13 protein-coding genes are annotated in these 13,421 nt (G+C 72.1%); 5 read left to right on the plus strand and 8 right to left on the minus strand.

The window, feature by feature from the left end; translation table 11 throughout:
• Positions 1–4 precede the first annotated feature (4 nt).
• The 4 genes from ACFRAL_RS12315 to murI form a co-directional block, all read right to left on the minus strand.
• Positions 5–916, minus strand: coding sequence for a cation diffusion facilitator family transporter (locus ACFRAL_RS12315; RefSeq protein ID WP_378883251.1), 912 nt, complete (start codon positions 914–916; stop codon positions 5–7).
• Positions 917–1,002: 86 nt separating this feature from the next.
• Complete coding sequence (gene rdgB / locus ACFRAL_RS12320) at positions 1,003–1,659, minus strand: RdgB/HAM1 family non-canonical purine NTP pyrophosphatase (RefSeq protein ID WP_378883338.1); 657 nt, start codon at positions 1,657–1,659, stop codon at positions 1,003–1,005.
• A 17-nt stretch (positions 1,660–1,676) separates the two neighbouring features.
• The gene (rph, locus tag ACFRAL_RS12325) at positions 1,677–2,423 is read right to left on the minus strand and encodes a ribonuclease PH (RefSeq protein WP_336396809.1); all 747 of its coding nucleotides are present in this window, start codon (positions 2,421–2,423) and stop codon (positions 1,677–1,679) included.
• A gap of 28 nt (positions 2,424–2,451) precedes the next feature.
• Positions 2,452–3,279: a glutamate racemase gene (murI, locus tag ACFRAL_RS12330; RefSeq protein ID WP_336396808.1), complete on the minus strand. Its 828-nt coding sequence runs from the start codon at positions 3,277–3,279 to the stop codon at positions 2,452–2,454.
• Positions 3,280–3,320: 41 nt separating this feature from the next.
• Between murI and ACFRAL_RS12335 the strand changes: the two genes are divergently transcribed.
• Complete coding sequence (locus ACFRAL_RS12335; RefSeq protein ID WP_378883255.1) at positions 3,321–4,646, plus strand: nicotinate phosphoribosyltransferase; 1,326 nt, start codon at positions 3,321–3,323, stop codon at positions 4,644–4,646.
• Positions 4,647–4,675: 29 nt separating this feature from the next.
• Here ACFRAL_RS12335 and ACFRAL_RS12340 read toward each other — a convergent pair whose 3' ends face one another.
• From ACFRAL_RS12340 to ACFRAL_RS12350, 3 genes are read right to left on the minus strand one after another with little or no spacing between them, the layout of a single operon-like run.
• A complete protein-coding gene (locus tag ACFRAL_RS12340; protein ID WP_109210754.1) occupies positions 4,676–4,942 on the minus strand; it encodes a DUF3039 domain-containing protein in 267 nt (88 codons plus the stop codon).
• Positions 4,943–4,992: 50 nt separating this feature from the next.
• On the minus strand, positions 4,993–6,558 hold the full coding sequence (locus tag ACFRAL_RS12345) for a hypothetical protein (protein ID WP_378883258.1): 1,566 nt from the start codon (positions 6,556–6,558) through the stop codon (positions 4,993–4,995).
• Complete coding sequence (locus ACFRAL_RS12350; RefSeq protein WP_378883261.1) at positions 6,534–7,637, minus strand: ABC transporter ATP-binding protein; 1,104 nt, start codon at positions 7,635–7,637, stop codon at positions 6,534–6,536. The genes ACFRAL_RS12345 and ACFRAL_RS12350 overlap by 25 nt, the downstream gene beginning before the upstream one ends.
• Positions 7,638–7,831: 194 nt before the next feature.
• Here ACFRAL_RS12350 and ACFRAL_RS12355 point away from each other — a divergent pair, with 194 nt between their 5' ends.
• The 3 genes from ACFRAL_RS12355 to ACFRAL_RS12365 all read left to right on the plus strand — a co-directional run bounded on the left by ACFRAL_RS12355 (position 7,832) and on the right by ACFRAL_RS12365 (position 10,995).
• On the plus strand, positions 7,832–8,524 hold the full coding sequence (locus ACFRAL_RS12355; RefSeq protein WP_336396803.1) for a phosphocholine cytidylyltransferase family protein: 693 nt from the start codon (positions 7,832–7,834) through the stop codon (positions 8,522–8,524).
• A 64-nt stretch (positions 8,525–8,588) separates the two neighbouring features.
• Complete coding sequence (locus ACFRAL_RS12360) at positions 8,589–9,500, plus strand: hypothetical protein (RefSeq protein WP_336396802.1); 912 nt, start codon at positions 8,589–8,591, stop codon at positions 9,498–9,500.
• A 91-nt stretch (positions 9,501–9,591) separates the two neighbouring features.
• Positions 9,592–10,995, plus strand: coding sequence for an aminoglycoside phosphotransferase (locus ACFRAL_RS12365; RefSeq protein ID WP_378883266.1), 1,404 nt, complete (start codon positions 9,592–9,594; stop codon positions 10,993–10,995).
• A gap of 11 nt (positions 10,996–11,006) precedes the next feature.
• On the opposite strand, the gene ACFRAL_RS12370 is transcribed toward ACFRAL_RS12365, so the two are convergent.
• A complete protein-coding gene (locus ACFRAL_RS12370) occupies positions 11,007–12,284 on the minus strand; it encodes a CDP-glycerol glycerophosphotransferase family protein (RefSeq protein ID WP_378883269.1) in 1,278 nt (425 codons plus the stop codon).
• 109 nt (positions 12,285–12,393) lie between these two features.
• Between ACFRAL_RS12370 and ACFRAL_RS12375 the strand changes: the two genes are divergently transcribed.
• Positions 12,394–13,419, plus strand: a complete 1,026-nt coding sequence (locus tag ACFRAL_RS12375; protein ID WP_378883341.1) for a glycosyltransferase family 2 protein — start codon at positions 12,394–12,396, stop codon at positions 13,417–13,419.
• Positions 13,420–13,421: the final 2 nt, after the last annotated feature.

Consider the following 13,421-nt stretch of genomic DNA (forward strand, 5'->3'; position numbering starts at 1 on the left):
GCCGTCAGGCGTGGGCCTCGTGCTCCACGTGCCCGGCAGGCTCGAGCTGGAAGGTCGAGTGCTCGACGTCGAAATGCTCGGCGAGGCAGGTCTGCAGCCTGCTCAGGATGCGGCTCGACCGGCCGTCGGCGAAGGCCGCGTCGTCCACGACGACGTGCGCCGTGAACACCGGCGCCCCGCGGGTGAGCTGCCAGACGTGGACGTCATGGACGTCGATCACTCCGGGGGTCGAGAGGATGTGCTCGCGGATCTCCTTCACGTGCGTGCCCTGCGGCGCCGACTCCGTGAGCACCGACACGACCTCGCGCAGCAGGCCGATCGCGCGCGGCACGATCATCGCCGCGATGAGCAGCGAGGCGATGGCATCCGCCTGCAACCAGCCGGTGGTGACGATGACGACGGCCGCGACGATCACCGCGGCGGATCCGATGAGGTCGCCCAGCACCTCGAGGTAGGCGCCGCGGACGTTGATGCTGTGCCGCTGCGCGGCACTCAGCAGCCACAGCGCCACCGCGTTCGCCACGAGCCCGACGATCGCGACGACCAGCATCAGCCCGCCCGCGAGCTCCGTCTTGCCGGGGTGCATCAGTCGCGTGACGCCCTCGACCGCCACCCACACCGACAGCACGATCAGGATGACGGCATTGATCAGGGCGCCGAAGACCTCCGCACGCTGGTAGCCGAAGGTCCGGCGGTCGTTCGCCGGTCGCGCGGCGACGACGCTCGCGATGAGGGCGATCACGAGGGCTGCGGCATCCGTGAACATGTGCACCGCGTCGGCGAACAGCGCGAGCGAGCCCGACAGCACCGCGCCGACGACCTGCACGACCATCACCGTCGCCGTGATGGCGAGCGAGATCGCGAGGAGCCGGCGGTTGCCGGTCCCCCGGATGCCCGAGGGCGCGTGGTCGTGCATGAGCCCAGGCTAAGCCCGGGCGCGCCGCCCGACGACGCGTGCGGCGCAGTCGGGAACGATGCTGATTCTCAGTCGCGGCCGGCGCGTCACAGCTCGGCGAGGAGGGGCGCCAGCGCCTCGAAGGCACGGGCACGGTGCGACGACGCGTTCTTCTGCAGCGACGTCCACTCGCCGACGGTGCGCTCCTCGCCTTCCGGCTGCCCGTCGGGGATGAACACGGGGTCGTAGCCGAACCCCCCGTCGCCCGCCGGCGCGGTCGCGAGGCGGCCCGGCCACACTCCCTCGACGACGCCCTCACGCGACCCGTCGCCCGGCACCACCAGGGCGATCGTCGAGACGAACTGCGCGGTGCGGTGGGGGTCGCGGATGTCCGAGAGCTGGTCCAGCAGCAGGCTCAGGTTCGCCGTGGCGTCCTTCGCGTGGCCGGCCCAGTACGCCGAGAAGACGCCGGGGGCGCCGCCCAGCACGTCCACGCAGATGCCCGAGTCGTCGGCGAGCGCGGGAAGACCGGTGTGCTCTGCCGCCGCCCGCGCCTTGATCAGCGCGTTCTCGGCGAACGTGACGCCGTCCTCCACGGGCTCCGGGCCGTCGTAAGCCACGACCAGCAGATCGGGCCGCGTCGCCGCGACGATGGCCTGGAACTCCTCGACCTTGTGCGGATTGTGCGTCGCGAGCACGATCTTGCTCAGCGCCTCCTCGCCACCGGCCGTTTCGGCCAGGGCCTGGGCGATGACCTCGGCCATCTGGTCGGGCTGCGCGGTCACCCGGCGCTCCCGCCGCCGAGCGCGGCCAGCTGGTGCTCGCGGAGCTCGGCGCAGCCGTTGACGCCGAGTTCGAGCAGCGCGTCGAGCTCCCGCTTGTCGAACGGGGCGCCCTCGGCCGTGCCCTGCACCTCCACGAAGAGCCCCCGACCGGTGACGACGACGTTCATGTCGGTCTCGGCGCGCACGTCCTCGACGTAGGCGAGGTCGAGCATCGGCTCACCGTCGATGATGCCGACCGACACGGCCGACACCGAGTCGAACAGCACGTTCGCCTTCTGCCCGACGAACTTCCTGCCGCGGCCCCACTCGATGGCGTCGGCGAGCGCGACATAGGCGCCGGTGATCGCCGCCGTGCGCGTGCCGCCGTCGGCCTGCAGCACGTCGCAGTCGATGACGATGGTGTTCTCGCCGAGGGCCTTCGTGTCGACGACCGCGCGCAGCGCGCGTCCGATGAGGCGCGAGATCTCGTGCGTGCGTCCCCCGACCCTCCCCTTCACGCTCTCACGGTCGTTGCGCTCGTTGGTGGCGCGCGGCAGCATGGCGTACTCCGCGGTGACCCAGCCCCTGCCCTTGCCGGTCAGCCAGCGCGGCACGCCATTGGTGAACGAGGCCGTGCACAGCACCTTGGTGCCGCCGAACGAGATGAGGGCCGACCCCTCGGCCTGGCTCGACCAGCCCCGCTCGATCGTGATGGGGCGAAGCTGGTCGACGGTGCGCCCGTCGGCGCGGGTGATGTCGGTCATGTGTCTCCTCCGGGAGGGTGCGGATGCCTCAGCCGAGGCGATGCGGAAGGTCGATGGCGCCGGTCTGCACGAGGCGCACCGCGCTGACTTCGCGGCCCATCAGGCGATGGGCCAGTCGCAGGAACTCGTCCGCGGACGCACCGGTGGCCTCGTAGACGTGGCGGGGCTCGGCATCCGGCCCCGCGAGCAGGTCGCGCGAGACCAGCTGGCGGTAGACGTCCTTCGCCGTCTCGGTGTCGCTGGACACCAGACTCACGTCGGGGCCCATCACGTAGCTGATCGCGCCCTCGAGGAACGGGTAGTGCGTGCACCCGAGCACGAGCGTGTCGACCTCCGCGTGGCGCAGGGGTGCCAGATACTCCTCGGCGACCGACAGCACCTCGGGCGAGTCGGTGACGCCGGCCTCGACGAACTCGACGAAGCGCGGGCAGGCCTGCGCGAAGACCGTGAGCCGCTCGTTGACGCCCAGCATGTCCTGGTACGCGCCCGAGCTGATCGTGCCGGCGGTGCCGATCACGCCGACGCGCCCGTTGCGGGTCGTCGACATGGCGGTGCGCACCGCCGGGTTGATGACCTCCACCACCGGGACGTCGTACCGTTCGCGCGCGTCGCGCAGCATCGCGGCAGAGGCCGTGTTGCATGCGATCACGAGCATCTTCACGCCCTGCGCGACGAGATCGTCGAGCACCTCGAGGGCGTAGCGACGCACGTCGGCGATCGGCTTGGGACCGTAGGGCGAGCGGGCGGTGTCTCCGATGTAGAGGATCGACTCGCGCGGGAGCTGCGCCGACACGGCGCGGGCGACGGTGAGTCCGCCGACACCGGAGTCGAAGATTCCGATCGGCGCGTCATTCACGATGCCCCAGCCTACGCCAGGCGCTGGCTAGGCTGACCCGCATGAGTCCCTCGACCGCCCTGCTGACGGACCGCTACGAGCTCACGATGATCGACGCCGCCCTGCGCGACGGCACGGGCGAGCGCCGGTGCGTGTTCGAGCTGTTCGGCCGGCGCCTGCCCGGCGCGCGGCGCTTCGGCGTCGTCGCGGGCACCGGGCGGCTGCTGTCGCTCATCCGCGACTTCCGGTTCGGCGACGACGAGCTGCGGTGGCTCCGCGACGAGAAGGTGGTGGATGCCGCCACCCTGGACTTCCTCGAGGGCTACCGGTTCACGGGCTCGGTGACCGGGTATCGCGAGGGCGAGCTGTACTTCCCCGGCTCCCCCATCCTCACGATCGAGGGCACGTTCGCCGAGGCCGTCGTGCTCGAGACGCTGGCGCTCAGCGTCCTCAACCACGACTCCGCGGTCGCCACGGCGGCGGCGCGCATGAGCATCGCCGCCGGGGACCGCCCGCTCGCGGAGATGGGCTCCCGGCGGGCAGCGGAGCAGTCCGCCGTCGCGGCGGCCCGCGCGGCGTACATCGCCGGGTTCGGAGCGACCTCGAACCTCGAGGCGGGCCGACAGTGGGGCATCCCGACGATGGGCACCGCCGCGCACTCGTGGACGCTGCTGCATGACACCGAGGAGGACGCGTTCCGCGCGCAGGTTGAGGCGCTCGGCGTCTCCACGACGCTCCTCATCGACACCTACGACATCCGCACCGGGGTCGAGACGGCGATCCGGATCGCGGGGACGGATCTCGGCGGGGTGCGCATCGACTCCGGCGACCTGCCCACCGTCGCCGCGGAGGTGCGCGCGCAGCTCGACGAACTGGGGGCGACCGGCACGCGGATCACCGTGACGAGCGACCTGGACGAGTACGCGATCGCCGCACTCGCGGCATCCCCCGTCGACGCGTACGGCGTGGGCACCTCGGTCGTCACCGGGTCGGGCACGCCGACGGCGGGCATGGTCTACAAGCTCGTCGCCCGCCAGGATGCCGAGGGCGGCTGGGTGGCGGTCGCGAAGGCGTCGACCGACAAGGGCTCCAAGGGCGGCCGCAAGGCGGCGTTCCGCACGCTGGACGAAGGCACGGCGACCAGTGAGCTGATCGTCGTGTCGGACGGCTTCGAGGAGCTCCAGACGGCGGCCGCGCACCCGGATGCCCGCCCGCTCCAGGTGGAGCTGGTTGTCGACGGCGAACCGGACGCCTCCTTCGAGGGTCCGGCGGGCGTCGAGGGGGCGCGCGCCCACCATGCGCGTGTGCGCGAGGAGCTTCCGGTGCGCGGGCTCGCGCTCAGTCGCTCCGACCCGGCGCTCCCGACCGTCTACACCGACGCCGACTGACGGCCGGCCCGCTGCCGGGATGCCTGGCGTCAGCCCTGGAGGGACTCGTAGATCTCCTTGCAGGTGGGGCAGACCGGGAACTTCTCGGGGTCGCGACCGGGAGTCCACTTCTTGCCGCACAGCGCGCGCACCGGCTTGCCGGTGAGCGCGGACTCGAGGATCTTGTCCTTCTTCACGTAGTGCGAGAAGCGCTCATGGTCACCCGGCTCGATGTTCTCTTCTTTGAGGAGCTCTTCGAGCTCGCGATCGAGGGTCGCGATACCGCCCTGGTCGGGGCTGTCCAGCGGGGTGCTCATGGTCTGTCAGTGTACCCGCGGGGACCGCGCTCGGCTCGGTCCTCGGGGCGTCATGTCGACTCCGCGAACTCCATGAGACGTCCGCCGCGACGCTCGAACGCCAGCGAGCCGACGGTGACGCCCACGATGAGGACGCCGAGGCCGATCGCGAGACCGCCCCACAGCGCGGTCGTCGCGGCGACCGCGTCTCCCTGCAGCGCGAGCCAGGCGCACCACACGACCGGCGCCGAGAGGACGAGCGAGCCGACCATCACAACAGCCTGCGCGATCCCGCCCCGCGCGCTCGTGCGCTGCGGCTGCTGGAACGGACTCTCGCCCGGACGCGACACCGCATACGGCGAGACGACAGAAGAGATGCTGGACAGGCCCAGGCCGCACAGGAACAGCGAGGCGCAGACGCCGGCGAGGGCGGGCAGCATCGCCCAGCGCCCATGGAGGGAGATCGCGACCGGCACCGCGACGGCGAGCAGCGGCACGCCGACGAGCAGCACCGGGACGAGGCGGCCGACCCGGTCCGAGACGCCCCGCACGCCGCTGGCGATGTGCATCCACACGGCCGTCGAGTCGTAGGCGAGGTCGTCGTGCGGCAGCCAGCCGAGGAGCAGGGCGGCGAACGGAACCGGCACGAGCGCGACGAGTTCGGGCGGCACGCCGGCGACCAGCAGCGGCACCGCGGTCACGAGGGCGGCGAAGGGGATGATGATCCCGTTCACGACGTAGCGTCGATCGCCGAACCAATACACGAGGCTCCGCGCCGCGATGGCGCCGCCCGGCGTGCCCGGTGCCACGCCGAACCAGCCGAGCCCGCCCCGCACCCGGCCGGCGGCCGGCCGCTCGGTCGTGGTCAGCACGCGCCGGACGATCCACATCCACAGGACAGCCAGCAGCGCCACGGTGCCGGCGGCCACCAGGGCCGACGGCCACGGGTCGCCACCGGACTCCACGATCCCCGGCAGCGCCCACGCGGCGCCCAACGGCGTGAGCGCGAGGGCGCGCACCGCTTGGAGAAGCTGCGGCGGCACGGCGCCCTGCCACTCCAGCGAGGCGAGGAAGACGCCCACCGGGACGACCACCACGAGCACGACGAGCACGAAGACGCCGGAGAGCTCGCGTGACCGCCGCTCGCGGAGGTGCAGCGAGGCCAGCGCCATGCAGACGCGGGCCAGGAGAAGGCAGGTCAGCACCCCGAGCACGACGCTGGAGACCGTCACGGGCGTGCCCACCCAGTGCTCCTCCCACACGACCGCCGCGCTGACGGCGACCCCGACGAGCACCATGATCGGCACGCTGATGAGGCCCGCCACCGCGAGCACGACGGCGAGCCGGCCGGGCGGCAGCCCGAACAGCGTGAACCGGCGCGGGTCGAGGGGATCGTCGACGGCTGCGAACAGAGGCGCGAGCGCGAATCCGAGCGTCACCGCGGAGCCGCCGAGCACCGTGACGACCAGCACCTCGTCGGCGGGCGCGTCGCGCAGGGTCAGGATCCCCCAGCACACCGCGATGGTGGCGGCCACGAGCAGCACGAGTCCGCTGACGACGCGCACGACGTGGCGGGTGTCGCCGCGCAGCGCGCCGAAGAGCAGCGCGACCCTCAGTCGGAGAATGTATGCAGCCACTCGAGGCCCTCCACGTCGCTGAGGCCCCCGGCCAGCTCGACGAAGCGCTGCTCGAGCGTCAGCTCGCCGCGGACCTCCTCGACGGAGCCCTCGGCGAGCACCTGCCCCGCCACGATCACAGCGACCCGCGAGCACACGCGCTCCACGAGTTCCATGCCGTGGCTGGAGAGGACGACCGTGCCGCCGTGCGCGACATAGGTGGAGAGGATGTCGAGGATGATCGCGCTCGAGACCGGGTCGACGGCCTCGAACGGCTCGTCGAGCACCAGCAGGCGCGGCGAGTGGATGAGCGCGCCCGCGAGCATCACCTTCTTGAGCATGCCGGCGGAATAGTCCGACACGCTTCGGCCGAGCGCGTCCTCGAGGTCGAACGCCCGCGCGAGATCGGCGGTCCGGCTCTCGACGACGGCAGGCGGCAGCTTGCGCAGCACGCCGTAGTAGTAGAGCAGCTGGCGCCCGGTGAGCCGGTCGAACGTGCGAAGGCGGTCGGGCAGCACGCCCATCAGACGCTTCGCGGCGAGCGGCTCGGCGGCGGCGTCGATCCCCCCGACGCGGATCGTCCCGCGATCCGGCACCAGCAGTCCCGCGATGATCGACAGCGTGGTCGTCTTGCCCGCGCCGTTGGGACCGACGAGGCCGTAGAAGGTGCCGGCCGGCACCGTCAGGTCGATCCCGTCCACGGCGTGCGTGGCGCCGAAGCTCTTGGTGACGCCCCGGAGCTCGAGGGCGCTGACATCGGAGACCGGCCGACGATCGGGATCGGCGATGACGGATGCCGCCTCCTGCGTCACGGTCGCTGCCGGCGCCTCTGCCTCCGACGCGGGCAGCGGCGGACGCGGCGGCACGACGATGCCCGCCGCGGCGCTCGCGGCCCGCGCGAGATCGCTCGGCAGCGGGGGCGGTCCCGGCTCGGCGGCGCTGCTCGCCTGGGAGCCGCCGCCCTTGCGCGGCTTTCCGGGCTTGCGAGGCTTCTCGGACGCCGGTTTCGCGGTGTCGGGGAGCCGCACGACACGCGCGTCGGTGTGACGGTCCGGCTCTTCCGGATCGATGTCATTCGGCACCGGGAGGGAGGCTGTCACCGGACCACGGTACCAAGCGGTGCTGATCGAAGGGCGGTTCGTTCCGGCGCGTGGCGGCTTACAGCGAAAGTCACGAAACGGCAACGGGCAGGCGGCATTCTGCACCTTCCCAGTCCCTCTCGCTACCATGGTGCAGGCACGAAGGGGTGTCGGGCCGGTGAACCGGCAGTGAATCACGCACTCAGGAGCAGACTTTGACCCTTCAGACCGTCATCCTCGCAGCCGGAATGGGCTCGCGTCTCGGCCGCAGCCTGCCCAAGCCCCTCACGGAGCTCGGCGACGGCCGCAGCATCATGCAGCAGCAGCACGACAACATCCGCGCCGCCTTCGGCCGCGAGGCCCGGATCACGACCGTCGTCGGCTACCGCGCCGAGACGATCGTCGAGGCCTTCCCCGACGTGGACTACGTCTACAACGACCGGTACGACCAGACGAACACCTCCAAGAGCCTCCTCCGCGCCCTGGCCAAGACCGGCAAGGGCGGCGTGCTCTGGATGAACGGCGACGTCGTCTTCGACCCGCGTGTGCTGGGCCGCGCCATCGAGCTCATCGAACGCGACCAGTCGTTCGTCACGGTCAACACCTCCAAGGTCAGCGACGAAGAGGTCAAGTACACCGTCACACCGGAGGGCTTCATCAACGAGCTCTCGAAGACCGTGAAGGGCGGCATCGGCGAGGCCGTCGGGATCAACTACATCTCGAGCACCGACAAGAAGTCCTTCATGCGCCACCTCACGCGCGTCGACGACCAGGACTACTTCGAGCGCGGCCTCGAGCTCGCGATCGCCGAGGACGGCGTTCGGCTCCTGCCGCTGGACATCTCGGACCTCTACGCCGTCGAGGTCGACTTCGCCGAAGACCTCGAGCGCGCGAACCTGTTCGTCTGAGTCGCCGGGCGCGACCTGTCAACCCCACGTCGGCGGTCCGGATCGGGCGCATAGACTCGGCGCGATGACCGACAAGGTTCACCGCATCCACTCGCTTCCCGGCGACGCGCCGTGGCAGGGAGGTCTGCCGCCCACGGGGTCGGACGAGCACCCTCTCACGATCCGCGCGCTCGACCGCGTGCTGGCGATCCAGCGCCCCGTGGTGCTGGCGCATCTGCGCAGCATCCGCCTGCGGCATCCGGACGCCTCCCCCGCCGAGATCGTCCGCATCCTGGAGCGCCGGTACCTCGCCGCCGTCACGACGGGCGGCGCCGCGGTCGGAGCGACGGCCGTCGTGCCCGGCATCGGCACCGGGGTGACGCTGGCGCTGAGCGGCGTCGAGACCGTCGGCTTCCTCGAGGCGACGACGCTCTTCGCCCAATCGGTGACCGAGGTGCACGGCATCCCGGTCGCCGATCCCGACCGCGCACGCGCGCTGGTGCTGACGCTCATGCTGGGCAAGGAGGGCGTCGACCTCGTGTCCCAGCTCGCCGGGCAGGCAGCCGGCCGCGGACCCACCCGGGACCGCTACTGGGGCGAGCTCGTGACCAAGACGATCCCCCGCGCCGCGGTGGGGCCCCTCGTCGACCGCCTCAAGAACTCGTTCATCCACCAGTTCGCGGTGCGCGGCGGGGCGTCGTGGATCGGCAAGGCGCTGCCGTTCGGCATCGGCGCCGCGATCGGCGGCGCCGGCAACCACATCCTCGGCCGACGGGTGCTCGTCGGCGCCCGTCGCGCCTTCGGCGCACCGCCGTGGCAGTTCCCCGTCGAGCTGGAGCCACGGCCCGGCGCCGACCGCGTCGAGCGACTGGCCTCGCGCGGCATCCGCCGTGCGGGGGCGGCCGTCGCGGGCGGAGTCTCGCGCGGCACCTCGGCGGTGGGCAGGATCGTGCGCCGCGGGAAGCCCGCGCTGGAAGCACCGCCCGACGAGGATTGAGCGCGCACCCCGTCCCGATCGTCAGCGGATGCTGAAAGCGCTTGCATGCGGCTCCTCGACACGCCACCTGCGCGGGCATACGCTCGCAGGTATGGACAGCACTCTGGCGTGCCTGGCGGCGTGGATGCCGCGCCAGCGGTGGTACGCCGCGAAGGGGCGGCCACCCAGCCTGCGGCTGGTGGCCTGGTGGGATCTCGCCCCGGGCTCGGACGATCCCGAGGACGATCTGTCCCCCGCTGACGGCGGCGTGCGCGTGCGCACGTTCCTCGTGGCCGACGAGGGAGCGCTTCCGGCGGTGCTTTACCAGATCCCCATCGTCGAGCGGGCGACCGAGACCGTCGACGCCGATCCGGATCACATCGTGGGCAGTCCGACGCCGGGCGCGACGTTCATCGACGGGCCGCACGATCCGGCCTACGCCCAAGCGCTCCTGCGACTCATCGCGGAGGGCGGCACCGCACGAGGGCCGCAGACCCTCGCGCTCGGACGCCCCTCCGCGTCGGGCGGGCACCCCGGTGCGAGGTCGGCCCGGGTGATGAGCGGCGAGCAGTCCAACACCTCCCTCGTGTACGAGGGCGACGGCATGCCGATCATCTGCAAGGTGTACCGCCAATTGCACGCCGGCCTCAACCCCGACATCGAGCTGCAGGAGGCGCTGGCGGCATCGGGCTCGGCGCACGTCGCGCTGCCCGTGGGATCCATCGAGGGCACGTGGCCGGACCTCACGACGGCGCACGGCTCGGTGCGCGGCTCCCTGGCGTTCGCCCAGGAGTTCCTCCCCGACGTCGAGGACGCCTGGCGGGTCGCACTGCGGGCCGCCGCGCGCGGCGACGACTTCCGCGACAGCGCGAATGCTCTGGGCGCGGCCACGGCCGGGGTGCATCTGGCGCTGGCCAGGTGCTTTCCCACACGGGCAGCCACGGCGGCCGACCGCGCGGCCACCGCGGCGACATGGGAGCGCCGCTTCTCGATCGCCATGGCCGAAGTGCCCGAGATCGCCGAGCAGCGGGAGGCCGCGGGGGCCGTGTACCGGCGGGCGCTGGAGGTGCCGTGGCCGGCGCTGCAGCGCATCCACGGCGATTACCACCTGGGGCAGGTGCTGCACTCTCCGGAGCGCGGATGGATCGTCGTCGACTTCGAGGGCGAGCCGCTGCGACCCATGACCGAGCGCACGCAGCCGGATCTCGCACTCCGCGACGTCGCGGGCATGCTGCGCTCCTTCGACTATGTCGCCGGCTCGCTGCGGCGGGACGATCCCTCGCGGTCGACCGAGGCCGTGCGCGGATGGGCGCGCGAAGCGCGTCAGGCGTTCGTGGACGGATACGCCGCCGCCTCGCGGGGCGACCTGGACCCCCGGCATCCGCTGCTGGCCGCGCTCGAACTGGACAAGGCCGTGTACGAGGCGATCTACGAGTCGCGCAACCGCCCCACGTGGGTCACGATCCCGCTCGGCGCCGTCGCGCGGCTCGTCGGGCGTCCGGCCGCGGTCGCCTGACCGGCGTGGCCTCAGCCCTCGTCGTCGAGCTCGGCTTCGTCCTCGGGCTCGTCGTCGCGCTCGTCGACCGAGCGGGCGTACCACGCGTCCCATTCGTCCATCAGCCGCTGCACGGCGGCGTGGAACCGCGCGGTCGCGGCGCCCGGCGTCGTGTCGCCGAAGTAGCGCGAGACCCACTGCTCGAGGCGGGCCACCGCGTCGGGGTCGTCCAGCACCCGCTCGGTCTGCGCGACGATGTCGGGGGCGCCCGCGGCGGTCAGCCACTCGCACGCCGACAGGTAGCCGTGGGTGTCGATGGCGGCCGCGGGGTCGGCCGGACGCGTGATCAGCAGCGGCCTGTCGGCCGCCAGCCGGTCGTAGACCATCGCCGAGATGTCGACGACCGCGACGTCGGCGGCCGACAGCTGCCAGCCGAGGTCCGGGCCGTCGTCGAACACGTGCTGCGCCGCAGGATCGGCGGCGTTCGCTGCGGCGAGGGCGGCGATGATCCGCCGGTTCGCGGCGCCGTACTCGGCGTTCACGACCCCCGAACGAGGGTGGGGCCGGTAGATGACGCGATGGCGACCGGTGCGCAGCAGCGCCGCCACGAGCGCCTCGCCGTGCGTGACGATCGACCCGTAGTGGGCCGACGGCCGGTCGCCCTCCCACGTGGGCGCGTACAGCACCACGGTCCGGTCGTCGGGCGTGTACGGCAGCGCCCCGGAGTAGTGGTCGGCCTGCGGGCGGCCGATCGCGATCGCCCTGTGGTCGAGGTCGTAGTCCCAGAGCACCCGCGACAGCCGCTCCCGTGCCGCGTCGCCCGCGATCATGGCGTAGTCGTAGGCCTTGTACTGGTTCGTGGTCATGTACATCTTGTCGGACTCGCCGTGGTTGATGAACACGTGCCAGCGTCGGCCGTAGCGGAACATCTGGAAATTGCGGGTGTTCTGGTTCACGTAGAGCACCACGCGGATGTCCTGCGTGGAGATGAAGCGCTCCAGATCGCGCACCGTCGGCACGAACGCGACCGGCAGGGCGTCGTCTGCCAGCAGCGCCTGCGCGCCCGTCGCGGACCGGCTCAGCACGACGACCGGCCACGTCTTGGCCAGCCCGGCGAGCGGCTTGTACCACTGCCGCATCTGGTACATGTTGACCGCGCCGTCGGCGAAGTACACCGCCACCCGGTAGTGGAACGGCGGATGCTGCGGCCCGGCCGACTGCGTGCGCCTGACGTCGATGACGGCGGAGCGGTTGCGCACCGCCTTCCGTACGAGCGCGATCGCCTTCCTGCCGTCCGAGACCAGTGCCACCCGTCCAGCCTACCCAGGGCACCCGTGACATGATCGACGCGTGCATGTCGAGCAACACGGGCGCAGGGACGCTCCGATCGTCCCGCCGGACGCCGGTGTGAGCTTCGTGATGCCGGTGCTCAACGAGCGGGGCTACCTGCGCCGGGCGGTGGAGACCGTCCTCGCGCAGGACGTGCCGGGACCCACCGAGCTCGTCCTTGCGCTCGGCCCCTCGACGGACGGCACGACGGAGCTCGCGCGGGAATTGGCCCGGGAGGACGAGCGGATCATCCTCGTGGACAACCCGGCGGCCGACATCCCGATCGGGCTGAACCTCGCCATCCGGGCCGGCCGCTACCCCACCGTCGTGCGCGTCGACGCGCACTCCGAGCTCGACCCGAGCTACGCCCGTAGGGCCCTGGCGTCGCTCGACCGCGTGCGCGCGGCCAACGTGGGCGGGGTGATGCGCGCCGACGGCCGCACCCCGTTCCAGCGAGCCGTCGCCCGCGCGTACAACTCCCCCATCGGCCTCGGCGGCGGCGCGTACCACGGCGGCACGCAGGAGGGCGAGGCGGAGTCCGCCTACCTCGGCGTCATGCGGCGCGCCGTGCTCGACGAGGTCGGGCTCTTCGACGAGAGCATCCGCCGCGGCGAGGACTGGGAGCTCAACCTGCGCATCCGTCGCGCGGGCTACCGGGTGTGGTTCGATCCGGCGCTCGCGGTCACGTACTGGCCGCGAGAGAGCTGGACGAGGCTCGTGCGGCAGTTCGCGGCGACCGGCCGGTGGCGCGGCGAGCTGGTGCGGCGCTTCGGTCGAGGCAACTCGCTGCGCTTCTTCGCTCCGCCTCTCCTGGTGCTGATGATCCTGCTCGCCGTGGTGGTGGCGGCCCTGCAGCTGACGGGCGTGCTCCAGGGGTGGTGGTCGGTGGCGGCATCCGTCGTCTATGTGCCGCTGGTCGTGTACGCCGCGCTCGTCATCGGCGTGGCGCTCGGCCCGGGCGGGGGGCGCGGCTGGCGCGACAAGCTCTGGACGGCGGCGGTTCTGCCCACGATGCACCTCGCGTGGGGCTGGGGATTCGTCGTGGGGATCATCCGCGGCGCCCACGACACCGTCGACACCTCGCGGCTCGGCAGTCGCAACACGCCGCTGCCCTGACG

This window comes from Microbacterium sp. NPDC056736 (assembly GCF_042790415.1).
GTDB lineage: Bacteria > Actinomycetota > Actinomycetes > Actinomycetales > Microbacteriaceae > Microbacterium.

What these genes read in the sequence shown, in the direction of transcription:
- rph (WP_336396809.1), bottom strand. Translation starts at nt 2,423, where the DNA reads ATGACCGACATCACCCGCGCCGACGGGCGCACCGTCGACCAGCTTCGC.
- ACFRAL_RS12335 (WP_378883255.1), top strand. Translation starts at nt 3,321, where the DNA reads ATGAGTCCCTCGACCGCCCTGCTGACGGACCGCTACGAGCTCACGATG.
- ACFRAL_RS12340 (WP_109210754.1), bottom strand. Translation starts at nt 4,942, where the DNA reads ATGAGCACCCCGCTGGACAGCCCCGACCAGGGCGGTATCGCGACCCTC.
- ACFRAL_RS12365 (WP_378883266.1), top strand. Translation starts at nt 9,592, where the DNA reads ATGGACAGCACTCTGGCGTGCCTGGCGGCGTGGATGCCGCGCCAGCGG.
- rdgB (WP_378883338.1), bottom strand. Translation starts at nt 1,659, where the DNA reads ATGGCCGAGGTCATCGCCCAGGCCCTGGCCGAAACGGCCGGTGGCGAG.
- ACFRAL_RS12360 (WP_336396802.1), top strand. Translation starts at nt 8,589, where the DNA reads ATGACCGACAAGGTTCACCGCATCCACTCGCTTCCCGGCGACGCGCCG.
- ACFRAL_RS12315 (WP_378883251.1), bottom strand. Translation starts at nt 916, where the DNA reads ATGCACGACCACGCGCCCTCGGGCATCCGGGGGACCGGCAACCGCCGG.
- ACFRAL_RS12375 (WP_378883341.1), top strand. Translation starts at nt 12,394, where the DNA reads ATGCCGGTGCTCAACGAGCGGGGCTACCTGCGCCGGGCGGTGGAGACC.